The following is a 26,261-nucleotide window of genomic DNA, read 5'->3' on the forward strand; positions in this document are numbered from 1 at the left end:
AATATGGAAGAGATAAAGCGACTTATTTCAGAGAATAAACTAGAAGAAGCGATCCGGCTCTTGGACGCTTACCTCACGGAGCAACCGAGATCCGACGAGGCTTGGTTTCTCCTCGGAAAAGCTCATTATAAACTAGGCAACGTACGCCTAGCCCTCAACAGCTACCTACAAGCGATAGAGATCAATCCGGAAAGCCCGGCACAAGCGGCCTACGATATGGCGATCAAGGTGCTGGACTTTTATAATAAGGATATGTACAACCATTAAGAAGACAGAGCACCCGCACCCAAATAAATTCCAGAAGTACAAGTAGCCCTACTTTATACGTTTATGAAGTTAGTTGTTATTGATATAGCGTTTATTTGTATAATGCTCATTTACAACCTATAACGTAAGCTCTTCATAATAGGCATCGTTAAAGGCTTACAATGGGCATTATAAAGTGCTTATAATGGGCAATGTTAGGTGCTAAGAATGCCCATCGTAATTTGTAGAGACGGGGCGTGCCCCGTCTCTACAAGATATACAATGAATTTATGTTTCTTTAGATTTCAATCTTCCATGGGAGTAATCGTATAGTCATGCAGACAGAAGAATTCCTCTGTCAACATAGTTGGTGGAATCTTTCCCTCTTCCAAGGAATAGCCCACTCCACTGAAACGAACATTCAGCCCTTCCTGCTGATAAGCCATCGGCATATCCTCCACATAGTAATTACCCACGAAATCGATTGGTTTGGAACAAACTATGGCCCATAGATTCACCCGATCGTCCCAACGAATACGACCAAACTCATCAACTAGATCCGTCCTTCGCCCCATGCTCATGCTTATCCTCATGCTCATCATCACCGCAAGCGGTAAAGCCTAGCATGGTAATAGTACACAGGCAAAATGATAAAAATACAGAAAATGCTTTTTTCATATAAGTAAACTTTAAGAAATTACCTTTATCCAAATGATTATCCTTTATAAGTCAGCGCCAACATCGTAATATCATCGCTCTGCGTAGCGCCGTTCACGAATGATTGGACGGATTCGGATATACCTTCGATCATAGATTTGGGGGATTGGTTCTTTACGGAGCTACAAGCCTCTACCAAACGGATATCTCCATATTGCTCATTCCGCAGGTTCATCGCCTCACTGATTCCATCCGTATAGAGGAACAAGCTGTCTCCCGCCTCCAGTTTCAAGGATTGTTCTTTATAAGCTAATCCCGGCACGACTCCCAAGGCCATCCCACCAGTCATCGGCAAAAGAGATACCTTATCGTTCTTACGAATCCAAACCGGACGATTATGCCCCCCATTGCAATAAACCACGTCGCCCGTATGGATATTCAAGATCGCATAAAAAGTAGTGACAAACATCCCATTGACACTCTCACGGCACAATAGATCATTCGATTCCTTCATGCAGACCGCCGGGGAAAGCTGCCTAAGCGCCGTAGCACGGATCACCGTACGACTGATCGCCATGAAAATAGCGGCGGGAATCCCCTTATCCGACACGTCAGCGATCGTAAAACCCAGATGATTATCGTCCACCAAGAAGAAATCATAGAAATCACCCCCCACGGCTTTCGCCGCACTCATGGTCGCATAAAGATCGAATTGCTTATATTGCGGGAACGGAGGGAACTGCTTCGGCAAAATCGATTGCTGTATCTCACGTGCCACGTTCAAGTCATATTGGATCTCCTCTAGCTGATGATGTTCCTTTTGGGCCTCCTTGATAAAAGAAATCTGCTCGACCGCCTTCTCGATCGTACGTTCCAGATCCTCCATATCGATCGGCTTGGTAGCGAAGTCGAAAGCACCATGGTTCATGGCGGTACGAATATTCTCCATATCCCCGTAAGCCGATACGATGATACATTTCAAGGCCGGGTTACGCATCTCGTTAATCTTCGTCAGCAATGTCAAGCCATCCATCTCCGGCATATTGATATCGCTCAATATGATATCAAAGTCCGGATGGTCCAACATCATCCTCAACGCCTCCAAGCCATTATGGGCAAAGGAGAACTCATACTCTCCCTTACGGATCTTCCGACGGAAATATTGGGTTAGCAACGCTTCCAGATCCTGTTCGTCGTCTACGCTTAATATCTTGATCGCCATAATTCTTCTGTTTATTTCGTTAATGGAATAAGGAATATGAAACGGGTAAACTCACCTTCTTTCGATTCCACCTCTATCTTTCCGTCATGCTTCTCCTCTATAATGGATCGAGTGATAGATAGCCCCAAGCCAGTTCCCTCTCCCACCGGTTTCGTGGTGAAAAACGCGGAGAATATCTGCTCCCGGATATCCTCCGGCATACCGATACCATTATCCTCGATACTTAATCTTAAAGAATCTCCCTCCTTCCGTAGATCCACGGATATAACCGGCTCATACCCGATCGGCGAGAGCTTGGATTTACTATAGACCGCATAGCAAGCGTTATTCATGACATTCAATACCGCACGGCTCAAATCCTGCGGGATCACTTTCAGCATCGGAAGCCCCTCCTCGTAATGCTCCCGGATCGCAATATTGAAACCTTTATAGTTCGCTCGCATCGAATGATAAGCCAGCCAAACATATTCCTTCACCAGATTCTTGATATCCGTAGGGATGTACTCGTCATCCTTCCCTCTGGAATAAAGCAAGATACCCCGGATGATACTTGTCGCCCGGTTTCCATGTTCCTCGATCTTCTTCAAGTTACCATGCAAATCGTTAACGATCTCGCTAAACTCCTCATGCAAGGCGGTCAGCTTCTCCCAAGATTCCGGAGGCAAGACATCTTTCTCTTCTTCTAAAATATCTTCCAAGTCATCCACTAACTTAGAGGACAGCTTACTGAAATTGATGACAAAGTTGAGCGGATTCTGGATCTCATGCGCGATCCCGGCACTCAACATACCTAAAGAAGATAATTTCTCTAAGTTCTTCACTTGCAAACGTAGCCGTTCTATTTCCTTACTCTGGTCTTCCATATCTATTCCTCCTCTTTAGGCGGTGTAATTGTTTTCGGTTGATATACAGGGATCGTAATTAGAAACTGGGTATATTCTCCTTTCTTACTCTCCACCTCGATGGTTCCCCGATGGTTTTGCACGATCTCACGGCATAGGTAAAGCCCTACGCCGGCCGCTTCCCCCGTTGTCTTTGTCGTGAAGAAAGGAGCGAATATCTTATCTTTTATATTCTCGTCGATACCGGACCCGTTATCCCGGATCGTTATTTCCAGCATATCCTTATTGACTTTCAATCCAAGGAATATCTCCGGACTAAAAGTCACGGTCTCCGATTTCTTCAACAGGGCATACATGGAATTTTTCAATATCCCGGCCAGAACCTTACTGAACTGCTCCACGTTTACCTCCATCATCAAAGACAGCGTCAAATTATCGAAAACAATCCGGATATTCTTCTCTTGAATATCCTGCTCATACGTTTTCTTCAATTTATCCAAGGCGATCCGGCATAATCCGTTTATGTTGGTAAGCGTAAGATTACCTCTTCGGTCTTTCAGCAATTCCTCCATCGCCTTAACGATACGGACCGTATTGAAACCATGCTCAGAGATCTTCTCCAAATTACTGGTCATCATATTCAGCAAATCTACCGAGTCGTCATACACATCCGGTTTCAGATGCTCTTTCTGACTATCCAGATTTTCCCGGAGATCCTTGGCCAACCCCGATGTCAGATTTGCGAAGTTATTGATATAATTCAGTGGGTTCAAGATACGGTCCACCAAACCTTGGGTCAATTGCCCTACGGTAGCCATCCGTTCCTTACGGACCAGCTCGTCCTGCGCCTCACCCAAGGCTTTCAAAGCCGCCGCCAATTTCTCGGATTCCTCTTGGATCGCGTCTTTCTCCGAACGGATCTCCTGCGTACGCTCCTCTACCTCTTTTACCAAATACTCTTTTTGTTTGAGTTTCCGCTTGAAAACCAACTTAGAGGTCTGGCAAAACAGAATCAAGAAAAGCAATCCGATCCATTCTTGATGACCGAACTTCACAGATACACAAATACCGACCAAGCTACCCAGCGTAACCCGCTCGCAAAGTTTAATCCGCCTTTTTAACCGATCAATCTCGGTATGTAAATCCTGTATCATGATGAACCTCCTTTCCTAACTATAAATAGGCAACGTAATCGTAACTTCCGTATATTTATCTTTCTCCGACTCGATAGCGATCGTACCCTTATGGTTCAAAACGACCTCCCGACTCAAGTAAAGACCTGTTCCTGCCGCTTCCGCGGTCGGTTTGGTGGTAAAGAACGGAGAAAAGACTTTCGTCTTTATCGTTTCTTCTATACCGACGCCATTATCACGGATAACCACTTGCAGCTTATCCGCTTGAATACGCAATACCAACGAGACAGAAGGCTGATATCCCGGCTCTCCGGCCTTTTTCAAGACCGCATATATACTATTATCCAATATCTGCGACAAGGCTTTTCCCATCTGATCGATATTCACCTCGATTGTCAACGGTACGGAAAGCCCGGAGAATGATAGATCTACTTGATTCTTCTCGATCTCCTTCGCGTAATTCTTTCGCAAGATATCCAGATTGACCTTACATAAATCATTAATATCCACGCAAGTTCGATTCGCCGAATGATCTTTCAGCAATTCTTCCATCGCTTTTACGATCCGCACCGTGTTATCACCATGCTTGGCTATCTTATCCAGATTGCTGGTCAAAAGAACCAGCAGTTCTTGCGTATCATTATAATTATCGTGTTTACCGGTCTCTTCGTCCTCATCGATATTCTGCTTGATATCTTTCGCTAATACAGCAGACAAATGAGCGAAGTTATTGATATAATTCAAGGGATTCAAGATACGGTCTACCAGACCTTTCGTTAATTGGCCGATCGATGCCAGACGTTCCTTACGAACCAACTCGTCCTGGGCATCCGCCAAGGCAGAAAGGGCACGGGATAGTTTTTCCGACTCCGCTTGCATCGCATCCCGCTGGAAACGCAATTCCATCGTTCGCTGCTCCACGAGATTAGAGACGAACTGTCTTTTTCGCAGACGGAATTGCGTATAATACTTTAACAGGAATAGAAGGACTACGGCTCCCACCAAATAATAAACCAGTTCTTCCTTCTTCTGGTAAACCGCCAAGGCGATCCACGCTGTCCCGATCACGGTCAGCGTCTCGATCACCCGCATCCTCCAGCGAAGGCTTTCCAGTTGTTTGATATTTATGTCACCCATCCTTCCTATTTCAAGTGTTAGAAATTGATATTAACGCCAATCATCGCACTAAAGCTTTGCAAAGGATATCCGTAATATACCTCATACTTCTGGCAAAGGATATTATTCAACTTAGCGTAAACACCAAAGGTATCGTTGAAGGTATAGGTACCTGTTAGGTTTAGCTCGTTGATGTTGTTCATCTTGTATTCGCCAGCTCCCGCAGACACGCTACTGTGATTTTCAGCTTCCCAGTAATTCTTTACAAAAGCATAACGTCCGGTGGCCAAATAATAATCCAAGGCAACAGATAACTTATCGATCGGACGCACGGTTACATTTGCGTTAACCTCCATTTCTGGCTTTCCATAAGCATGGCTTAGTTCAACACTCTCATCCCCTTGATTTGCCTTCCAATTATTATACACCCCTTTTAAAGAGATATCCAGCAATTGCTGATAGCTATATTTCAAGTTAGCCCCTACAAAAAGCTGCTTAGTATCGACATCCGGTATCGCTTCACTGAAATTGGAAAAAAAGTCAGGTTTAGATGTGGCCACTTGACTGAAAAGCACATCGCTACTAGTTATCTTATAACCAGCGAACACGTCGAACCAAAATCCCGGTGCCACGCCACTCCGGATACCCAAGATAGCATTCAACCAGTTACGAGAAGGAGCCAACTCTTTCATTGGATACAGATAACGGTTGATCTGTGACATATCGTACATGCTGTTGGAGTAAAGCTTTCCGTCAGCCTTTACATATAGCTCCGTTTTATCAGCAACCTCCACATCAGCGGCAATATTTGGCGAGGCCATGAACTCCGCATCATCACCTGTAGCCAACATCACATTCGCACCTAATTTGATTTTCCAATTATCACCCTCAACTTTATAATATGGTGATAACATCACCTCGGCATGATTCTTAAACTCATAAACATACGAATTAGAAGCTGCCTCCGGAAAGTTGTAGTTGAAATACTCCACCAATCCACCCAAGCCAATCCGCATATTCCCATTAAAACCTGCGTTCAAATCAAACTTCGCCTCTAAAGTATGCTCCGTCGGTCCATCTATATTCTTGTTCAACCCATATTTATGGGAGAAATTTATATAACCTAAATCCAGCAAATATCCGAACGGGGCATCTTCCTTCGACTCAAATCCTATATTAGCAGCTATCGTCTGGTTTACTTGGTTTGTTTCCCGATCCACTCTATCCAAACTACCCTCTGCCATCATAGACCAAGCATCCGCAATAGGCAGTCCATAATAATTAAACGCCGAATACCCGTACTTCGCACCGATACTAAATATCGTCTTATCAAAAACATGCTTGAAATTAATGCCTCCCAGATTGTCATTGAGTTTCGCCTTTACCTTCTCATCGTCCATCTGGATATATTTCACCTTTCCATTCGTAGAACGATGCGAATACCAAATATTCAACTTATCCTTCTCGGTACTCAAGATATGATATCCCAAATCACCGTTTATATTCAGATATGTGCCTACACCGAAGTTAAAATATCCCCGGCGCTTGTTGTAGTCCATCTGCGTCATGATATTTCCGGAAGGCAACAAACTAATCTCTTTCTGCGGATCGGCGGCGATCGTATAATTCGAGTAATCGATCGGGATCTTACGAACCTCCGGCTCTTTCACCACGGGAAGCGTATTTACCTTGCTAGCGTCCTGCACGGAAGGATCATACTCCCGTTCAAGCGTCATCTCTCGGTTCAGGTTCTTTTCTTTCGTAACATCCTCTTGCGCACTCGCAGCAGCAGCCGAACCCAGCAAAGCTACCACACACAACGCCTTTACATTATATATAGTCTTCATCGCTTTCTTTTATTTCTTTAGTTTACCCAATCTGTCTTCGATCATCGCGGCGATCTCATCATCGCCCTTGTAGTTGTTTTGCAAACTGGTCAGATATTGACGAGCTTGGAAATCATCACCTTGGCGGATATAAATATCAGCCAACAAGATAAAGCCCCGTGCCAACCAATATTGGTGAGGCGTACCGTTCTCGATGAAGTTCATCAAGACAGTCTCGGCATTCTTATCATCCTTATTATCATAATACAATTGAGCCAATAGATATTTAGCCTCCGCCCCGTGTATCGTACGGGTATCCTTGCTGATCTCCTTCAAGTCGGCCAACGCCTTGTTCTCCTGCTTCAAGCTGATATAAGCCTTCGCACGGACATAACGGGCCTCGGACATAATCTCGGGAGATAGCTTCGGTTCCTTCAGCAAATCGTTGGCGGCAAGCAAAGCCTCTTGCGGCTGACCGGTCAACTCGGCGCAACGCATCAAGCCCAATTTAGCGGCCTCCTTATTCTCCGGATTCTCCGCTACCGCCTGTAGATGCTTGAAACTTTCCATAGCGGCGGCGTAATCCTTATCCAGATACTCGATCTCAGCCTTACGAGCCCAAGACTCTTCCCTGAATTTCGTATCACCGCTCTCCAATACCAACGAGAACAGACGTTTCGCCTCCTCCAGATCTTTCTTGGCAAAAGCGATACTTGCCAAATAGAAATTAGCGTTCGAGCTAAACGCTCCCTGCGGGAAGGTTTGCAAATAATTCGTCAAGCTACGACGAGCGCCCTCATTATCGCCTCGCATAAATAACTTCTCGGCCGCCAGATAGGTCAAGGAGTCTTGCTCACTCACCTCGAAACGAACATTTCCACCTAACGAATTCGCATAGGCGGCAAACGAATTGATATCGTTCAGCTCGATATATACGGACTTCAAGTCTTGCAAGGCCACTTTCGCCTCCTCGCTACCCGGATAATTGCTAATCACGCTCTTATAAGCGTCGGCCGCTTTCTCCGGCTGATTGTCGTTGAAGTAAATCAAACCAAGCTGTACGCCGGCCTTACGAGCCAGACTGCTTTGCGGGAAATCACGCATCAATTGCTCAAAGCTTGCCGCAGCCGCTTGATTATTATCCAATAACACGTAAGAACGTCCTTTCTCAAACAAGGCATCGTCCACATATTGTGATTCCGGGAACTCACGGATCAAGCGATCCATCACGCTGATCTTTCCCTTATAATCTTTCTGCAATCCCAGCAAGAAGCCCTTCTGATACACCGAATAATCTCCGGCGGACGGTTGCAATTGCGCCGCACGGGTATAATTCTCTTCCGCCATAGCGAACTGACGGTTGTGGAATAAACAATCGCCGATACGATTATAAGCGTCCGCATAAGCCGGAGTCTGCTGATTGCTTTCCAAATTCACGTATTGACGGAAGCGGTTCAACGCCTCGCCATACTCTTTCAATTTGAAGTAGCTGTAACCTAAGTTATAATGTGCCAAGGCATACATATCCGTATTACGTTGGCGGGTATTATTCAAATAGGTACGATAATCGGAAATCGCCTTGTTATACTCACCTTGGCGATAATAAGATTCCCCACGCCAGAAATAAGCGTCGTTACGAGATTCCAGATTATAAGCGCCCAACGAAATCGCACGGCTGAAAAGATCGACCGCCTTATCCAATTCCATATTCGTGAACGCCTGCGTTCCCAACTGGAATAAGATATCTTGCTTCGCCTCCAAGATCTTCGTGCTCGGATGCTTGATCTTATCGATAGAGTTCAGAGCCGCTTGATAGTTCTTGGTAGTCAAATAAACCTCCACCAGATAATCGTTTACCTTATCGGCATATTTGGAATTCGGGAAATCATTCAAGAAATCCTCGAAGATTGTCACCGACTCGCCAAAGCCAGTGAAAGCGGTCTCGTGGATCAATAAAGCGTAATTATACATAGCCGCCTCTTTCACTTGCTTATCGAAAGAAGAAGTCGCGGCAGCCTCGAAGGCCATACGGGCGTTATTCTTATCTTTTAATTTCAGATAACTTTGCCCCAGATACAGATAAGCGTTCTGCGAAAGGGCATCGTTCTCACGTACGGTCCGCCCCAAAGCGTTCACGGCGCTACTGTAATTACCCTTATTGTAATAACATACGCCCAAGATATATAAATCGCCCCTCAACGGGCTATCCGTCGAGGATACATATTTACTCAGCATATTAATCGCCTGATCCTCATTTCCCAGATGATAGTAGGCGTTACCCATGATACGGTAAACCTCGCTATTGTTCTCGCTATCCGGATAAGAGGCTAGCAATTCCTTACCTTCGCTGATCACTTTCTCGTATTTATTCTGGATAAAATAAATTTGCGTGATATAGTACAAAGATCGCTCCTTATAATCAGGCAAGTCCTTCAAGCGGGTAAATTCCACCAAGGCATTGTTGTATTTACCGGTTGCGTAATCGATATAAGCGACATAATAGGTAGATGCTTCCCGGTACTTCGTTCCGATCTGCTCGATCCGTGCGAAATAACCACGGGCCTTCTCCATATCCCCAATTTGCAACAAGGAATAAGCCAAACGGAAACAATAAACCTCCTGTTGTTCCGGACTTAGCATATCAATGTTCGATTCGTTAAACCAAAAGATAGCTTTCTGATATTCTCCCTGTCCGAAATGGGCGGAACCGATCAAGAAGTTCACCTCGTCCGCATGACGGGAAGCCGGGTACACATCCAGATAATCTTTCAATAACTCAACGGCATTGGGACGGCCTTGCTCATAAGCGGAGTAGACCAACATATAATCGGCTTCTTGAATCAAGTCGGCATCCGTGGAATGCTGTTTATACGCCTCCAGCTTATCGATGCAACCTGAATAATTCTTCAAACTAAACAACTCCTTGCCTTCGACAAACAAACGGTTCGGCGCATCAAATTGATACGATCTCTGCCCGCTTGCCATGTGGCTGCCTACTACCAGACACAGCGGAATAAGTATTCTTTTCATCACTCATTTGCTTTTTAATACAAGCACTTACTTCAGTGCCTATTCGTTCTAATTCGCAAATATAAGTAATATGCGCCAAACAGCAGGCAAGTTCTATCAATATTTACCAAGATAGATCGGTACCGCCTTTCGGATAGAGTCTAAACCGAAGTCTTCCGGATTCACATCCTCCGGGTGAAGGATCACGATCTCGGCGGCATCATCTTCCGCATGCACGTTATTGAAATCATCTACCAAACACTCATAAAACATATCCAGCGTATGCACCTCAAAGCCGGAATACATATATAAATTAGGCAAGGAAAACAAATAACGACAATTCTGGATATGCAACCCCGTCTCCTCCCTTACTTCCCGGCGAGCGGCCTCCTCCCCCGACTCAAACATATCGACGAAGCCACCGGGCAAATCCAATGTACCCTTAGCCGGCTCTTTTCCTCGGCGAACCAGCAATAACTCCCCCTTAGCGTTCTTTATGAAACAAGCGACAGCCGACGACGGGTTGAAATAATAAACAAAACCGCACGCCATACATTTTTTCGCTTTCTCGTTATGTTCCACGAAAGCTTTTGCCCCGCAAACCGGGCAAAACTGAAATTGATACAACGGATGTCTCATACTTTATGATTTATAATTCAATTAAAAACAACAAGCCGCACCTAAATATAGATGCGGCTTGCCTTATTTCGCAAATGTCTTTTCGTTATACGCAAAACCGGATTTAGACTTCCAAACCAGCGCTTTGGTCTCTTACTTCCCAACCCAAAGCACTTGCTCCTAATACGGCAGCATCGCTCTCTTTCAATTGAGAGAATAATAATTTAGTCTTACCTGCGTAAACTTTCAACATATTTTTCTCCATTGAACGTTTAATCGGGTTCATGATCAAATCACCAGCTTTCGTAAGACCGCCAAACAAAATGATAGCCTCCGGGCTAGAGAATGCTACGAAATCAGCGAAAGCCTCTCCCAACATAGAGCCGGTAGCCTCGAAAATCTCAAGAGCGATCTTATCATTCTTCATAGCTGCGTCGTATACGTCTTTTGAAGTGATTTCATCCGGATCCAAGTCGCGAAGAACACTCTCGTCCTTACGGATTTCCAGATATTCACGAGCCGTACGAGCCACACCGGTAGCTGAAGCATAAGCCTCCAGACATCCTTGGCGACCGCAACCGCACTGACGACCATTGTTACGACGCATGATAACGTGGCCCAACTCGCCGGCAAAACCGTCATGTCCGTATACCAAGTTACCACCGATTACGATACCGCTACCCACGCCAGTACCCAAAGTGATCACGATAAAATCTTTCATACCGCGAGCGGCTCCATAAGTCATCTCACCGATAGCGGCAGCGTTGGCGTCGTTTGTTAAAGCAACAGGAATACCATCGATCTGTTCGCTGATCAATTGAGCCAAAGGAATCTTACCTTTCCAAGGCAAGTTCGGAGCGAATTCGATACATCCGTTGAAAAAGTTTCCGTTCGGAGCACCTACACCCACACCTTTAATCTTATCCGGACCACCAGCCTGATCAATAACAGACTTCAGACCTTTAGCAAGTTCCGCTACATAGTCATTAACGTCTGCATATTTACCAGTCTTAATTGATCCACTATACAAGATTGTTCCTCTTGCGTCAACTACACCAAAAACAGTGTTGGTACCACCTATATCGATACCTACTACATAAGGCTTCTCCATGATTTTATATTTAGGATTAATAATGATTTTCCTCTTTCTGGGTAGCAAATATAAGAGGTTTAACACAAGTTGCAATACGATTTGAAGAAAATTTTACAGATTCCTGTCATTTTATCTTCTTTTTTCGAAAACTTATGTTAAGCAACATTGTTATATAATAATGGAGAATTATCGCAACGGTAATATCTCGATCCAATAGTCATCCGGATCATTAATAAAATACAATCCCATCTTGGTATTCTCGAAGCAAACCGCTCCCATTTCCTTGTGGTATTTACGTACCTCCTCATAATCGCCGGCTACCCGGAAACAAAGATGGCTCTCATTGTCGCCTAGCTCATAAGGTTCTTTCCGGTCACGCAGCCAAGTCAGCTCCATCAAGAAACCGGTTTGCTCATCCGTTAAATAAACCAATATAAAAGAACCGTCTTCTGCGACCTTTCGATGATGCTCTTTCAATCCCAACGCTTTGTTATAAAAAGCGATACTTTTCTCCAAATCCAATACGTTAATATTGAAATGGTCAAATCTGCCTTTAACTTCCATACCTAAATAAATTTATATGTTTTCTAAAACCTATACATTAATAATATATTATATATCGGTACCCTCACCCGGTACAGAAAGGACAACATACCGGCAACCTTTCGATTCGGCATACGGGGCAAAAGCCATGACCTCCGCCGGACGTTCCCAGAAATGCATCGGCACAAAGATACCGGTCTTTATCCGGTCGATGAATTGTTGGGCACCTCGCATAAAATCGGTCCCTAAGCGGGGATCTACCGGAAACATGACAACATCCATCGCCTGCGTATATTTCGCTATTATATCCAGTTCTTTCAGGTAATTCCCTTCCGCCTCCGCAACTTCCTGTGGAGTAGACTCATCTTTCCAATGCCAATTATTCAAGTCTCCGGCATGAAAAATCAGTTTACCTTGCGCCTCGATCAAAAAAGAGATACCGACATCGGTCGATCCGAACGCCCTAATCGTTAAATGCTCATCTTGGTACACATCTCCCTTCTTCATATAAAAAGCGTCCTCGGCTTTTGCCCGGCGGCGTTTCAAGATATCCTTGGAGAAAATATATTTGATATCGTCTTTCTCCTCTTTCCATTTCAACACGTCCGGATTAAAATGATCCGGATGGAAATGTGATGCCAAGACGTACAACGTCCCCGGACGTTTTAATAGCTCCCCACGCACAAACCCCTTCGCCGGGCCCGGATTCGTATCTTTGAAATAATCGATCAAGATGGAGAAGCCTTCCGCCTCTACAACAAACCCGCTATGATAAATATACACCAGTCTCATCCTATTCTCTTTATTTGTTTATTAAAAAACACCGAAACCCTCCGGGTTGTTGACTTCATGCCGCAAATATACAAAACGGTCAGACATATCACATGCCTGACCGATACAGATTATTAACCTACGATTTATTTCCAATTCTCATTCTGGACTAAAACGCCTTCCATGGTCACGATTTGATCATTCGGGATCGGAAGAGTTACCCATTTAGCGTTATAAACGCAGTTGGCAAACTTTCCGAGATGCCTCTTCTCGTAAGTGATATAATTACTTATCTCATCGTACGCTATTCCCCAACGAGCTAAGTCGTACCAGCGATGACCTTCCATCGCCAACTCTAATTTACGCTCGAAACGTAAAGCGGCTAAAGCACCATCCTTGCTGTTGAATTGCGAATCCGGATACAAACCTACACGATAATTAGCCGCAGCGTTCGAATCCAACTTCCCATTCACTTTATCATCCAAGACATAAGATGTAGAAGTGGGCAACATCGTGGCAGCATCAACGCCCTTCACATACGAGTTTGCCGCACGGGCACGTACCTCATTTATATACTTCCCGGCCTCCTTATAATTTCCGTCGTGAATCAAGACTTCGGCATACCAAAGTAAAACATCCGCATAACGGATCAAATGGTAATTCTTGGCTGTAGAACTCGTCTCCGTAGATACGCTCGTACCGCCTTTATCCGCTTTTTTCGGTTGCCGCTTCTTATTCATATAAGGACCACCATTCGCGATATCACGTACCCACCCATCCAAGATAGAAGGAACCGTCCAGTCCCAATAAGGGACATCAAAACGACCGGTACTGATATCCAGACGAGGATCGGTAAAAACCTCTAAATCCGTATGTGGAATATTATCTGTCAAGGTAGTCAACGCCGGTTTATCTTGATATGATTTATCCAGATACGGCAAACCACTCTCGTCTACGATATGTGAGTTTACCAACTCATAGGAAGGTTGATAGAAACCCCATCCGGATGTACCCATACCTCCCGGAGGAGCCGTATGCCATGAACCTTCGATAGAGTTCGTGATTACCTGAGAACCAGAGATAGTCCGCTGTATATCGAACACGGACTCACCGCTCCAATCGGCACTACCTGCCGTAAACAAATCCTCATAAGTATCCGCTAGTTTGAATTTCGTGCCATTATTATCCTGCCCATTCGCGATAATAGCCTCCAATAAAGCCTTGGCATCCGCCCAATGATCGGAAGTACCATTCGTACCGTTATAGGGTGAAGACTGATACAGCCTCAATTTTGCCAAGAAAGCGGCGGCGGCCCATTTATTGACACGCCCTTTATCGCTCGCCCAAATATCCGGCAAGTTATCATAAGCGAACTGTAAATCCTCAGCCACCTTATCCCATATGTAAATATAATTGCCAGACTCATCCACATTGGAAACTTTTGGGTTTACATCGCTAGCGAACTCCTCGCTTCCCACGTAAGGAATAGCGGCACCAAATAATTTCATTCCCTCAAAATGCCAGAATCCGCGGAAGAATCGGGCTTGGGCGATCGCTTCGGTATAAAAATCCTTTGATACGCCTTTTACGGAGGAAAGCTCGTCCTTGATTTTATCGATCATATTAATCACGTTGTTCGCACGATAGACACCTTCATAAACCACTTTCCATTTGGTATTCAAATATCCGTTGTCCGTAGTGATCGCATACGTTTCCAAGTTCGTAAAGTCAGACTGGTCCGTAAACGTAGACCCTTTATTCGCGCTTCCACCCAGTACATCGCCATAGGCATAATTTGTCAAAGGAGCCGCAAAATACTCCTGTGTAAGCATCGATGAATACATTCCTGTAATCGCATAATTTACGCCTTCCTGATTCAGTAACTCTTCTTCACTGACCGCACCCACCGGCTTCACATCCAAGAAGTCAGAGCAAGAGGTCATCGCTCCTAATGAAGACGCCACTAACATTGAATATATAAATAGTCTTTTCATACTGTTTTTTTTAATCGTTATCAATATCCTTATCGAAAATCCTTTTAGAAAGAAATATTCACGCCTAAAATGAACTGGCGTGGCATACCATAAGAACCGTAGTCGATACCTTTCATCATATCGTTACTGCTATCTTCATTATTGCTACGAACCTCCGGATCCAAACCTGAATAGCCTGTTAATGTAAACACATTGGAAACCTGACCGTAAACACGAATCTTCTCAAATTTGATCTTATTCAAGATACTCTTTGGCAACGTATAACCGAGCGTCAATGTCTGCATACGCAAGTATGAACCGTCTTCTATATAAGTAGAATTGGATTCATTAGCCGCCTCCGTACCTTCATTAGATGTACCAGCCCATAATGGATAGATACCATCCGGGTTTGTAACGGGATCCCAAGAGTTTTCCAAGCGATCTTTAGAGAAGTTACTTTGTAATGCCCCGAAATGCGTATAATACTGATAATGTTTATACAAGTCGTTACCTACAGAGAAATAAAGGAATGTACTCAAATCAAAACCTTTCCAACCAACACTAAGGTTCACACCTCCCGTGAAGTCCGGATGCGGATTACCGATAATCGTACGGTCTTCCGCCCCAATCTTTCCATCTCCGTTCACGTCACGAATCTTATAACGACCTACCCATGATTGAGGATTCAAGCTGGCCTCGTCCGCCACGGCATACGGTAAAATCGTTTTTCCATCCGCGGTCTTATAGTTCAGCACATCTTGTTCACTCGTATAGATTCCGTCCACTTGATAACCGTAGAACATCGCTACCGGTTGACCAACCGTGGTGATGTTTACCTTACTCAAACGCGTATTCGTAAATAGATCCGAGGAACCTAATTGGGTAACCTTATTCTTATAGGTTGAGATATTGGCGTTTACCGAGTAACTAAAATCACCGACTTTATCTCTCCAGCCCACACTGAAATCAAGACCTTTATTCTGCATATCGCCAATATTGATCTTTGGCTTAGTAGCGTTACCGGCCAAAGCGGACCAGTTAGCGTTCACCAACAAATCTGAAGTCTTCTTAATATAATAATCGATACTTCCGGTCAAACGATTATTCAACGCCGTTACGTCTAAACCGACGTTAAACATCTTGGTTGTTTCCCACTTAGCATTCACATCACCCAGATTTGAGATCGCATAGCCCGGAGACGCCCCTGAATCCGCACCTGTGATTCCATATAAATAATCATTTCCGGTCGCATATTGAAACGCATAATTATAGGCTCCGATATTAGAGTTACCGGTCGTTCCATAACCCGCACGCACCTTTAAATCATCCAACCACGTACGTGTCTTTTCCATAAAGACCTCATCCGACATACGCCAGCCTAAAGAAAGAGAAGGGAATGTACCCCAGCGGTTATCCTCGCCAAACCGGGAAGAAGCATCCCGGCGAACCGTTACAGTTGCCAAGTATTTACCTTTATAGGAATAATCGCCACGGAAAAACAAGCCGAACATCGTACTTTTATCAAACATTTTTCCTTCATTCTTCATATTGTCGGAAGAACCATTGTTTAATATCCATGTATTGGGATTATTCTCGAAGATATAATCATAGCGAATGGCTTTCATACTTCGTCCCACACCAAATTTCATAGCTTCCGTACCGATCATAAATGTCACGTCATGATCTTCATTGAATTTCGTCTTATAAGTCGCCGTATTGGTCCACTGATAATCCAACCTCCAATTCGCGTTTTCCTCCAGATAATTTTGAGATTGCCCCTCTTTATTGGTAGCGATCGTCTTCTCACTCAACGCTTGGCTCCACATACCCATCAAACGAACACTGAACTGCGTACGAAGACTCAGGCCTTTGATCGGTTTCAACTCGGCGAAAGCCGCACTTTGCAATCGCATGAAACGAGTCCAATCATCCTGTTGATTCATGGCTGTCTGATAAGCCGTATTCGCACGTCCACCTTCCGAGGCCTGTGATCCCGCATAATCGCCACCTACATTATAAACAGGTACCCATGGCTGGATCGTATATGTTTGGGCGAATACGCTCGCATCCCCTTGACGACCCCGCTCACCGCCCATCTCCATTACGGCGATATTGGAATTCTGGCCTATCGTGAAATATTTATTCGCGTTATAAGTAGAGTTGGCACGCAGTGAATAACGTTTAAAGAAAGAAGAGATAATCGTTCCTTCCCGATTAGTATAGCCTAAAGAAGCCGAGTAAGTTCCTTTCTCTCCACCTCCTAATAAAGAGATCTGATGATCCTGTACTTTACCCGTACGAGTCACCATATCATACCAATTCGTTCCTTTCTGGGCCTCCGCTTCCGAATATCCATCTTCCAACATCTGGTAATAAGCGGAGCGTGACCACGAATTACTACCATCCGGTTTATAGGAAGCCACCCACGCATCGATACTACCAAACTGCGAGATTACTTGATCTTTTGATAAACCGGCCGGTTTAATCGCATAAGGCATCGTCAATTCATCTTTATCGTTCAACGATCCGAATTGAGGATGAGCGGTGGGTGTTTGTCCGCGATAATCCCGCACGTTTCTCATACCTTGTGCTTGCCATTCCATCGCCTCCCATCCATTCAACAAATCATAACCACTATTCGCCATCTTCGCCACACCAAAGTAACCATCATAAGATACTCGTACCCGGCCGCTTTTAGTTCCTTGCTTTGTCGTGATAATGATTACACCATTCGCTCCTTGCGCACCGTAGATCGCAGTAGCGGAAGCATCTTTCAAGACTTGCAAAGACTCGATATCATTCGGATTGACCGCATCGATATCCACATTCGAGACACCGTCCACAACAATCAATGGGTCCGAACCATTCAACGAGCCGACACCACGGATACGGATAGTCGTCTCACCACTAGGTCCACCCGAGTTCGAGATATACACACCGGAAGCCTTTCCTTGCAAGGCTTCTGAGAATGTCGCTACCGGAGTCTCCTTCAACTCTTCCGTAGATACGACAGCGACAGATCCCGTAATATCTTTCTTCGCTTGGGTACCATAACCTACAACAACGACCTCATCCAAGGCTTGTGTGTCTTCCGCTAATTTTACTTTGATATTGTTCTGGCTATTCTTCAGAGAGATCTCTTGAGTTACATAGCCAATGTAAGATACCACCAATATGGTATTATCCGGCACACCATCAAGTATGACCCGTCCGTCCATATCGGAAATATTTCCGATAGTTGTCCCTTTAATAAGGACATTCGCTCCAACAATTGGTCCAGCTTTGTCTGAAATAGTGCAAGTGACTCTACGTCCATCTTGTTGCAGGGCATTGCCCCTTACGTCTGGTACTAAATCGCCTACTTCTGTGGCCATAACTGGACTTGTGCCACATAGAAACAAAGAGGCTCCTAGAAACACCTGTTTCCATAATACTACATTTCTCATACAACATTAGATTTTAAGGTATAAATCAATAAAAAACACAATCTAACAGCAAAATGATCTTTCTATATACAATAACATTCTAGATTTCAGCAAATTCTTGAATACTTATGGTCTAAATGTTTTTTCATAAAACGACTAATCGAAACGATCGTTTCTATTAGTCGTTTGTAAAGGTCTGTTTTTTTTTCGACACGTGCAACTTTTTGTTGATTTTTTTTATTTTATCTTATTGCTAATGGGAGAGATAACCCTTCATCGATCTAAAAAAAGATTTTCTTTTTCAAATCATCATTTCCTCTTTTCAAAAACGCAAGATTTAAACGATCGTTTAGACTAGTCGTTTTTTTAGTATTATGAAAGATAGCAAGAAGCGGCTTTTATCATTAAAGACATGATAATGAAGAAGCTACACAAATGAAGTTGAGAAGAAGAGAATGATGTTTGCCTATTTTGAGATGTAAACAGATGTAACATACCCTAGAGGTATGGCAGAGTAGTGAATTCATTTTGTTAAAAGTCTGTGTTTTTTATTTTATTATACCTTAAATTCTAAATTTGTATGAGAAATGTTGTATCATGGAAGCCATTAGTCTTAGGAGCTTCTTTTCTTCTGTACGGAGCCGGAACTGCTTTTGCTACAGAAACAGATTATTTGTATCCAACATCCAGTACAGGACTTATGAGCGTACAGCAAGATGGACGACAAGTTAACTGTACCATCGTAGACAAATCTGGCCCTATCCTCGGAGCTAATGTAGTCGTAAAAGGGACTACTATCGGAAACATCTCGGACATGGACGGTCGTGCTATAATCGACAATGTGCCCGCAAACGCAGTCTTAGTAGTATCTTACATCGGATACGTAACTCAAGAAGTGCATCTTAAAGATAACCAGACCTCTATCAAAATTACATTAGTAGAAGACTCCCAAGCCTTGGACGAGGTTGTCGTAACGGGTTATAGTACCCAAGCGAAGAAAGACATTACCGGATCCGTGGCCGTAGTCTCTACAGATGACTTAAAAGAGACTCCAGTATCCAACTTCGCCGAGGCCTTGCAAGGCAAGGCAGCCGGTGTATTCGTACAGGCTGGTGGCGGTCCGTTGGGTGAGACTACGATCCGTATCCGTGGTGTAGGCTCCGTGAATGGTTCCGACCCGTTAGTGATCGTGGATGGTGTATCCGGTGTAGATATCGATGCCGTGAACCCGAACGATATCGAGTCCATGCAGATCTTGAAGGATGCCGCCGCCGCCGCCATCTATGGAGCGAAAGGAGCGAATGGCGTTATCATCATCACCACCAAACAAGGAAAGAAAGATGACCGTGTAAAGGTTTCTTACAACGGTTATTTCGGTGTGGCCAAGATGGCTAATAACGGTTATGATCTATTGGACGCATGGGAAGCGATGGAATTCCAAGAAGAAGGTCAGCGTAACCTGTTGAAATATCGCGGTTTGACCACGACTCACGCACAGTTCGGCTCAATCGGAGCAGATGGTTCAGGCCATTTAACAATGCCTTACGCACTGAAACCTGCTGGTTATAGTAAGGATCAAGTCATTCAAGAGTTTGGTTCAATCGACGCATGGATAAAATCCTATAAGGATGACGGAACAAACACATGGTCTCGTTCCGCTTACTACCAAATGCTGGAGGATGGTTATTCAGAAGAAGAAGCTCGTAAAGGTACAAACTGGTACGACGAGGTAGTACAGACCGGTAAGGTGCAGAACCACGAGATCTCAGTAACAGGTGGTGGCGAGAAGGCTACCTACTCGGTAGGTTTAGGCTACATGAACCGTGAGGGTACAATCAAGGAGTCTTGGTTCCGCCGTTATTCTTTGCGTGCAAATACCAACTTCTTCGTAAACAAGTGGTTCAACATCGGACAAAATACGAATCTCGCCGTAATAGAGAACTCCGGTGAGCGGGGGCGCCAAGGTGACGACAACACATTCGGTAAGACTTTCTCCATCCAGCCGTGGGTACCTATTTATACGGTAGGTGGAGACTATGCGGGATCCGTGAACAATGAGGGTGGACGTGCGGAAAGTGCCGTGATGTCTGTTAACCACGGTAAGGATAACCGCCGTCGTTTCTTGCGTGCGCAATCCGCTATCTATGCGGAGATCAAACCATTGGAAAGCATTGGTGAGGACTTGACGATCCGTACGCAGTTCAGTGCCCGCTTAAGTGGCGCTTGGGACTTTTGGATGAACAAGCGTACTATCATGACCAACAAGGAGGGACGTAACAACAACGAGTTCTACGAGAACGCCAGTTATTGGTTAGGCTACCAATGGACGAATACGGCCACTTATAAAAAGACAATCAACGAAGACCACTCAATCGGCGTAGTATTAGGAACAGAAGCTATCCGCGAGGGCTTAGGCCGCGTGATACAGGCCGGCCGTATTGATTACCAGTTCGAGGATGACCCGAACACATGGCAAATCGACAACGGTTCTGCCGCCAACTTACGTAACAGTGGTTACATGCACTCACCCAGCACCATGTTTGGTATCTTCGGACGTGCTGATTACGCTTACCAAGGCAAATACTTGGCTACCGTGACCGTTCGTCGAGACGCATCCTCTCGATTCTCCGAGAAAAACCGTTGGGGTACATTCCCTTCCATATCTTTGGGATGGCGTATGTCAGACGAGAATTTCATGGAAAAGACTCGTACATGGTTAGACGACTTCAAGTTGCGCGCCGGTTACGGTACGACAGGTAACTCTAATATCGGAGCATACAACTGGGCATTCCGCTACGGTACAGGTAACACGTGGCTCTATAGCATCACCGGTAGTGATACGGACGTAATGACAGGATACGGTGTTACGGCCTTAGGTGATATCGATGCGAAGTGGGAAACCTCTAAGATGTTGAACGTAGGTTTCGATGCGACAGTCTTCGACCAACGCTTAGGCATCAACTTCGACTGGTACCTAAAGAAGACCTCCGATATGTTGATCGATGCGAACTGGTCTGCTTTGGCTGGTAACGCAGACAAGCCTAAAGTAAATATCGGCGACATGGAAAATAAGGGTGTTGACTTGAATTTGACATGGCGCGACAAGGTCGGCGAGGTAGATTACTCGATTGGCGTGAACCTTTCTCACTATAAGAACAAATTGACAGAGATCGGTACGGAAGCCGGTATCTTCGAAGGTACTCGTATCTCCAACATGAATGTCATGATGAAGGGGTATGCGGTTGGTATGTTCCACGGTTATCAGGTGGATGGTATCTACAAGAGCGAGGATGAGGTTCGCAACTATAAGAATGATGCTGGAGGCGCAGTATTACCATACGGTACGGCAGACGCCGCTTCGTTAAATCCGTCTCAATACGTAGGTCAATTCAAGGTGAAAGATGTGAACAACGATGGTAAGATCGACGCAAGTGACCGTACATTCATCGGTAACCCGCATCCGGACTTGACTGGTGGTGTTAACCTAAGCGTAGGCTGGAAAGGTTTCGACTTGAGCACTTACTTGTACTTCTCCGTAGGTAATGACATCTTTGCCATGTATAAATACTATACACACTACGGTTCTTTGCAATCTGCTTATTCAAAAGATCGTCGCGACAACTCTTGGAGCCCGGAGAATCCAAACGGAATCTACCCGATGTGGGCAACCGCTACAGGAGAAAGTACGATTGCGGCCAACGAATCTAATTCCAGCTACATAGAGGATGGTTCCTTCTTGCGTATGCAAACATTAACGTTGGGTTATACCTTGCCGAAAGCATGGATGAACAAGATCAAATTCGACAAGATCCGTATCTATGGTCAGATCTCTAACGTATTCACATTGACCGGTTATTCCGGATTGGATCCTCAGGTTCGTACGGATGATGGTTCCGGTAATTCTAAAGACCGTAACATGGGTACAGACTATGGTTCATACGGTATGCCACGTCAATTTATCCTTGGAGTTAATGTTACGTTCTAAAACTAGGAATGAAAATCTGATTATATTAACAATTAAGTAGAACAATAATGAAAAAAATATTTATATATTCCGCAATGGCGGCAGTTCTAGCCTTAGGAAATACGTCTTGTTCGGATTTTCTAGAGGTCAAACCCGCTGGTTCAGTAAGTGAGCAAGATTTCGTGTCAGCGAAAGGGGTAGAGCAATTGGTGACAGGTATGTATGCAAAAATGCACGACAACTCCTATTTCGAGGCAACATTGAGTAACTATGTATATGGCGACGTGATGGGCGGTAGTGCCAATAAGGGCTCCACGTATCAAGACCAACCGGACTTCACAAGTTTGGAGACCTATACGTTTACCACAGACAACGGTTACCTAAACGTGAAATGGAAAAAATGCTATAACGGTGTTTTCGTGGCAAACAACGTGATCAAGTTGGCAGACATGGCCAAAGAAGAAATGTCAACGGTCAATGGAGAGGCGAAAGACAACTATACGGAAACGATCGCACAGGCACGCTTCTTCCGTGCTTTCTGGCATTTCGAGGTTGTAAAATTATTTGGAGCCGCTGTTCCTTACGTGGACGATCTGGCTATGCAAGAGAACGTAAACCCGCAGGTTTCTAATGTAGACGAGAGTGGTAACTACATTTATATTTGGGATAAGATCATCGATGACTTACAATTTGCGTACGACAATCTTCCAGATCGCTGGACTACCGACAAGGGGCGTATAAACAAATGGGCCGCAGGTGCCTTATTGGCAAAAGTAAAAATGTATCAATCTTCTCCATACGATGGAAAGAACGGCTCACAAAACCGTTGGACTGAGGTCAAGAGCCTTTTGGAGGAAGTCATGGCGAACGGTAAAGACAATAACGGCACAAAATACAAATTGGCTGACACATATGAGGAGCTTCACATCGCAGGTGAAGCCGATTGGACTGGCGAGTCTGTATTTGATATCCAAATGGCAATCACTGGTACTGTGGAAGAAACTTCCAGTATCAACGGACCATGGCACATCGGTTTTAACGGTGCGTTAGGTACAGGAGGTTGGGGATTCTATCAGCCCTCCAACGATTTGGTAAACTCACATATCGTTGACGCAAACGGTCTGCCGATGATGGATGGTCAGTATAAAAACAGCCCTGCGCTTACGACGCTAGACGCAAACAACATTCCTCATACGGATCTAACGGTTTACACCGACCCGCGTCTGGATGTTTCAACCGGACGTTTCAATACTCCGTTCTGGGATTGGACAGTTCCTTCATCTTTGGATGGTTGGGTACGCGATTATAGTAATGGTGGCTTGTACCTGAACAAGAAGAACATCCCGCGTAAGGCAGACAAGGGTAGCTTGTCTATCGTAACAGTAACGAACTCTTCTGCGAAGAACTTCCACCTGATCCGTTATGCAGACGTATTACTATGGTACGCCGAGGCATTGATTGAAACAGGCAACCATAAGGAGGCCGGTAAATATATCAATCAAGTCCGTGCCCGTGCCGCCAACGGATATGTAAAGGCTGCCGATCCGAATAATGGTATGGCAGAGACTACATCCTCATATGTATTAGAGGACAAGGTAAACGGAAAGACTCTATCGAATGCCGCGGCTAACTACCGTATCGGCTTATATCCCGATTCTCAATTCGCTTCCAAAGCATCTGCGACGCAAGCGTTACGTTGGGAACGTAAGATTGAGATGGCTCTTGAAGGTCACCGCTGGTATGATTTGGCTCGCTGGGGTATCATCGCCGATGAGTTGAACAGCTACGCTTCTTATGAAAAGAAATTCTTATTGAAATATGCGAATAGCGTTTACAACGCAAAATGGTGCGTATTGCCTATTCCATTGAATGAGATTCAAAAGATGGACGGCCTCTTGGTTCAAAATGAAAATTGGAAATAAACAAGTGGGTTAACATTAATATCGGGTAACCAGGCATGTGATATGTGTGGTTACCCCCTCACAAAAGCGAAAAGCGAATGCTTATTCGCTTTTTTCATTTTAAATACATATCTTTGTTTGACTTTAAATCATAATGAAACGTATACTCTAGCCATGAGATATAAACAAATACTCTTCGGTTTGATACTGTTTGCCATATTAGGGGTTTTCTTGCAAATAACCAGCAAGTTTCATTTCTTTTATATCGAGCAGCTTCAACTATTCCAATTTTCCGGAGACTATCTTGCGGATAAAATCAGTTATCCGGGAGGTTTATCTTCGGTCATCGGGGAATTTTTGACACAATTTTTTATCACCCCTTATCTCGGTCCCTTTATCTTTGCCGCATTGCTCACTGGCATAGGGCTTACCATGAGGGCTGTCGTAAGACAAATCACCCCGGAAAAAGAGTTGTATCTGATTTACTTACTCCCCGTCTTATCCTTATTATTGGCTCAATACGATTTCAATTACTTACTACAAGGAACAGTGGCCTTTTTAATTTGCCTACTTTGTTTGAATGGGTGGATACGGATCAATAACTTTCGATTCCGATTATTTACGGCCCTACTTATCACACCTCTACTTTTCTGGATAGGAGGGCCTATAGCCGGATTATTCACGGTCTGCGCATTCATCAAGGAATTATTCGGCCAATTCAAACAAGGAGTTGTCTTCTTGGTGATCCCCATCGAGTTTACACTCATAGCGACCAGTTGCGTATGGGCGACAGTCATTACCGATTATCATTTCGCGTTCCTACCGGATGCCTATTATCATCCGATCTTACAAGCTCCGAATGTCATATATTTTTCCTGGGTCAGTTTGCCGCTTTCGCTGATCTTCGCATTTACATGGCCTAAAGGCACTTCGAAAAAGAGAGATTGGATAGAGATCTCCGTACAACTTATCATAATTCTCGCACTTTGCAGGTTCGGGATACCAAGATATAATGATCAAAAATCTTATCAACTAAAGGAACTAGATTATTATGCCCGAAACGGACAATGGGATCAAATCATCCGGAACTGCCAAGGTCCGATCAAGAATTACTTATACTTGACTTACCTAAACAACGCCCTTGCTGAGAAAGGCGAGTTAGGAAACCGGATGTTTGCGTTCGATCAACACGGGCCTCAAGGATTATTAGCCTCTTGGAATAAGACTTCTTCCGTATCGACCTTACTTAGCGACGCCTATTTTACGCTTGGAGAAATCGCCTTATCGCAAGAGATGGCATTTGAAGGATATGTCACCGTGATTGGGGCCGGTAATCCCCGGAACCTACAACGTCTAGTCCAAACCAACTTGATTTACGGTACATATCCAATCGCAGAGAAGTACATCGATATATTAGAGAAGACTTACGCTTATCACGACTGGGCAAAACGACATAGGGAATTTCTATATAATGATAAAGCCATAGAAGAAGATCCGGTACTGGGGATTAAACGAAAAGGACTTCCCCTTCGTAACAACCTTTCCGGTGTAAACGGGTTAGAACATGATTTATTGATCCGGGCAGAACAAAACCCGGAGAATCAGATTCCCATCCAATTTGTCGGAGCCATCTATCTTTTATCCAAGGATATGAAATCTTTCCAGACATTCATTGAGAAATATTACGGTACATCTACACTTCCTTCCCTTCCGACGAGTTTCCAAGAAGCGGTTATTTTACTAGCCGAGAAAGACTCGGATTATTGGAGACGGTTCAACGTGTCCGAAAATGTCATCCGGAAATTCACAGGTTACAGGAATCTTGTATTGCAGAACCGGAATAACCCACAGCTACCCCAATTGATAAAAAACTCTTTTGGAGACACCTATTGGTCTTATTACCTTCTTAAATGATTCATTGC

Annotated in this window: 17 protein-coding genes; 4 read left to right on the forward strand and 13 right to left on the reverse strand. The window is 44.4% G+C overall.

The features are described from left to right. Positions 1 to 3: 3 nt before the first annotated feature. Positions 4 to 267, forward strand: coding sequence for a tetratricopeptide repeat protein (locus DW033_RS03940; RefSeq protein ID WP_005859264.1), 264 nt, complete (start codon positions 4 to 6; stop codon positions 265 to 267). A 284-nt stretch (positions 268 to 551) separates the two neighbouring features. On the opposite strand, the gene DW033_RS03945 is transcribed toward DW033_RS03940, so the two are convergent. From DW033_RS03945 to DW033_RS04005, 13 genes are all read right to left on the reverse strand, one after another. Then, entirely contained in the window at positions 552 to 848 is a 297-nt protein-coding gene (locus DW033_RS03945; RefSeq protein ID WP_229040593.1) for a hypothetical protein, read from the reverse strand. A gap of 113 nt (positions 849 to 961) precedes the next feature. Continuing rightward, entirely contained in the window at positions 962 to 2,125 is a 1,164-nt protein-coding gene (locus tag DW033_RS03950) for a PP2C family protein-serine/threonine phosphatase (protein WP_005859268.1), read from the reverse strand. An 11-nt stretch (positions 2,126 to 2,136) separates the two neighbouring features. Next, on the reverse strand, positions 2,137 to 2,988 hold the full coding sequence (locus DW033_RS03955; RefSeq protein ID WP_005867658.1) for a sensor histidine kinase: 852 nt from the start codon (positions 2,986 to 2,988) through the stop codon (positions 2,137 to 2,139). 2 nt (positions 2,989 to 2,990) lie between these two features. Next, positions 2,991 to 4,121, reverse strand: coding sequence for a sensor histidine kinase (locus DW033_RS03960; RefSeq protein ID WP_048927188.1), 1,131 nt, complete (start codon positions 4,119 to 4,121; stop codon positions 2,991 to 2,993). A gap of 15 nt (positions 4,122 to 4,136) precedes the next feature. Then, positions 4,137 to 5,237 carry a sensor histidine kinase gene (locus DW033_RS03965; protein ID WP_057326177.1) on the reverse strand — a complete coding sequence of 367 codons (1,101 nt, stop codon included), beginning with the start codon at positions 5,235 to 5,237 and terminating at the stop codon, positions 4,137 to 4,139. Positions 5,238 to 5,254: 17 nt separating this feature from the next. Then, a complete protein-coding gene (locus DW033_RS03970) occupies positions 5,255 to 7,063 on the reverse strand; it encodes a TonB-dependent receptor (protein ID WP_122382469.1) in 1,809 nt (602 codons plus the stop codon). A gap of 9 nt (positions 7,064 to 7,072) precedes the next feature. Beyond that, positions 7,073 to 10,072: a tetratricopeptide repeat protein gene (locus tag DW033_RS03975; RefSeq protein ID WP_048927185.1), complete on the reverse strand. Its 3,000-nt coding sequence runs from the start codon at positions 10,070 to 10,072 to the stop codon at positions 7,073 to 7,075. A 96-nt stretch (positions 10,073 to 10,168) separates the two neighbouring features. After that, complete coding sequence (locus DW033_RS03980; protein ID WP_008772740.1) at positions 10,169 to 10,690, reverse strand: NUDIX domain-containing protein; 522 nt, start codon at positions 10,688 to 10,690, stop codon at positions 10,169 to 10,171. 103 nt (positions 10,691 to 10,793) lie between these two features. Then, complete coding sequence (locus DW033_RS03985) at positions 10,794 to 11,780, reverse strand: ROK family protein (RefSeq protein WP_005867650.1); 987 nt, start codon at positions 11,778 to 11,780, stop codon at positions 10,794 to 10,796. Positions 11,781 to 11,948: 168 nt separating this feature from the next. After that, positions 11,949 to 12,326, reverse strand: a complete 378-nt coding sequence (locus tag DW033_RS03990) for a VOC family protein (protein ID WP_005867648.1) — start codon at positions 12,324 to 12,326, stop codon at positions 11,949 to 11,951. 48 nt (positions 12,327 to 12,374) lie between these two features. Continuing rightward, complete coding sequence (locus tag DW033_RS03995) at positions 12,375 to 13,097, reverse strand: MBL fold metallo-hydrolase (protein ID WP_057326178.1); 723 nt, start codon at positions 13,095 to 13,097, stop codon at positions 12,375 to 12,377. A 125-nt stretch (positions 13,098 to 13,222) separates the two neighbouring features. Further along, positions 13,223 to 15,070: a RagB/SusD family nutrient uptake outer membrane protein gene (locus DW033_RS04000; protein ID WP_057326179.1), complete on the reverse strand. Its 1,848-nt coding sequence runs from the start codon at positions 15,068 to 15,070 to the stop codon at positions 13,223 to 13,225. A 44-nt stretch (positions 15,071 to 15,114) separates the two neighbouring features. Next, complete coding sequence (locus DW033_RS04005) at positions 15,115 to 18,495, reverse strand: TonB-dependent receptor (RefSeq protein ID WP_122144944.1); 3,381 nt, start codon at positions 18,493 to 18,495, stop codon at positions 15,115 to 15,117. Between the two features lie 559 nt (positions 18,496 to 19,054). Here DW033_RS04005 and DW033_RS04010 point away from each other — a divergent pair. The 3 genes from DW033_RS04010 (at position 19,055) to DW033_RS04020 (ending at position 26,253) form a co-directional block, all read left to right on the forward strand. Further along, positions 19,055 to 22,459: a TonB-dependent receptor gene (locus tag DW033_RS04010; RefSeq protein WP_057326181.1), complete on the forward strand. Its 3,405-nt coding sequence runs from the start codon at positions 19,055 to 19,057 to the stop codon at positions 22,457 to 22,459. 47 nt (positions 22,460 to 22,506) lie between these two features. Next, the gene (locus DW033_RS04015) at positions 22,507 to 24,360 is read left to right on the forward strand and encodes a RagB/SusD family nutrient uptake outer membrane protein (RefSeq protein WP_048927181.1); all 1,854 of its coding nucleotides are present in this window, start codon (positions 22,507 to 22,509) and stop codon (positions 24,358 to 24,360) included. Between the two features lie 153 nt (positions 24,361 to 24,513). Then, positions 24,514 to 26,253 carry a DUF6057 family protein gene (locus tag DW033_RS04020; RefSeq protein WP_048927180.1) on the forward strand — a complete coding sequence of 580 codons (1,740 nt, stop codon included), beginning with the start codon at positions 24,514 to 24,516 and terminating at the stop codon, positions 26,251 to 26,253. Positions 26,254 to 26,261 lie beyond the last annotated feature (8 nt).

The organism is Parabacteroides sp. AF39-10AC, assembly GCF_003635405.1.
Classification (GTDB): Bacteria; Bacteroidota; Bacteroidia; order Bacteroidales; family Tannerellaceae; genus Parabacteroides; species Parabacteroides distasonis.

Excerpts from the sequence above, each read along its gene's own strand:
- DW033_RS03940 (WP_005859264.1), top strand. The coding sequence starts at position 4 with ATGGAAGAGATAAAGCGACTTATTTCAGAGAATAAACTAGAAGAAGCG.
- DW033_RS03945 (WP_229040593.1), bottom strand. The coding sequence starts at position 848 with ATGATGAGCATGAGGATAAGCATGAGCATGGGGCGAAGGACGGATCTA.
- DW033_RS03950 (WP_005859268.1), bottom strand. The coding sequence starts at position 2,125 with ATGGCGATCAAGATATTAAGCGTAGACGACGAACAGGATCTGGAAGCG.
- DW033_RS03955 (WP_005867658.1), bottom strand. The coding sequence starts at position 2,988 with ATGGAAGACCAGAGTAAGGAAATAGAACGGCTACGTTTGCAAGTGAAG.
- DW033_RS03960 (WP_048927188.1), bottom strand. The coding sequence starts at position 4,121 with ATGATACAGGATTTACATACCGAGATTGATCGGTTAAAAAGGCGGATT.
- DW033_RS03965 (WP_057326177.1), bottom strand. The coding sequence starts at position 5,237 with ATGGGTGACATAAATATCAAACAACTGGAAAGCCTTCGCTGGAGGATG.
- DW033_RS03970 (WP_122382469.1), bottom strand. The coding sequence starts at position 7,063 with ATGAAGACTATATATAATGTAAAGGCGTTGTGTGTGGTAGCTTTGCTG.
- DW033_RS03975 (WP_048927185.1), bottom strand. The coding sequence starts at position 10,072 with ATGAAAAGAATACTTATTCCGCTGTGTCTGGTAGTAGGCAGCCACATG.
- DW033_RS03980 (WP_008772740.1), bottom strand. The coding sequence starts at position 10,690 with ATGAGACATCCGTTGTATCAATTTCAGTTTTGCCCGGTTTGCGGGGCA.
- DW033_RS03985 (WP_005867650.1), bottom strand. The coding sequence starts at position 11,780 with ATGGAGAAGCCTTATGTAGTAGGTATCGATATAGGTGGTACCAACACT.
- DW033_RS03990 (WP_005867648.1), bottom strand. The coding sequence starts at position 12,326 with ATGGAAGTTAAAGGCAGATTTGACCATTTCAATATTAACGTATTGGAT.
- DW033_RS03995 (WP_057326178.1), bottom strand. The coding sequence starts at position 13,097 with ATGAGACTGGTGTATATTTATCATAGCGGGTTTGTTGTAGAGGCGGAA.
- DW033_RS04000 (WP_057326179.1), bottom strand. The coding sequence starts at position 15,070 with ATGAAAAGACTATTTATATATTCAATGTTAGTGGCGTCTTCATTAGGA.
- DW033_RS04005 (WP_122144944.1), bottom strand. The coding sequence starts at position 18,495 with ATGAGAAATGTAGTATTATGGAAACAGGTGTTTCTAGGAGCCTCTTTG.
- DW033_RS04010 (WP_057326181.1), top strand. The coding sequence starts at position 19,055 with ATGAGAAATGTTGTATCATGGAAGCCATTAGTCTTAGGAGCTTCTTTT.
- DW033_RS04015 (WP_048927181.1), top strand. The coding sequence starts at position 22,507 with ATGAAAAAAATATTTATATATTCCGCAATGGCGGCAGTTCTAGCCTTA.
- DW033_RS04020 (WP_048927180.1), top strand. The coding sequence starts at position 24,514 with ATGAGATATAAACAAATACTCTTCGGTTTGATACTGTTTGCCATATTA.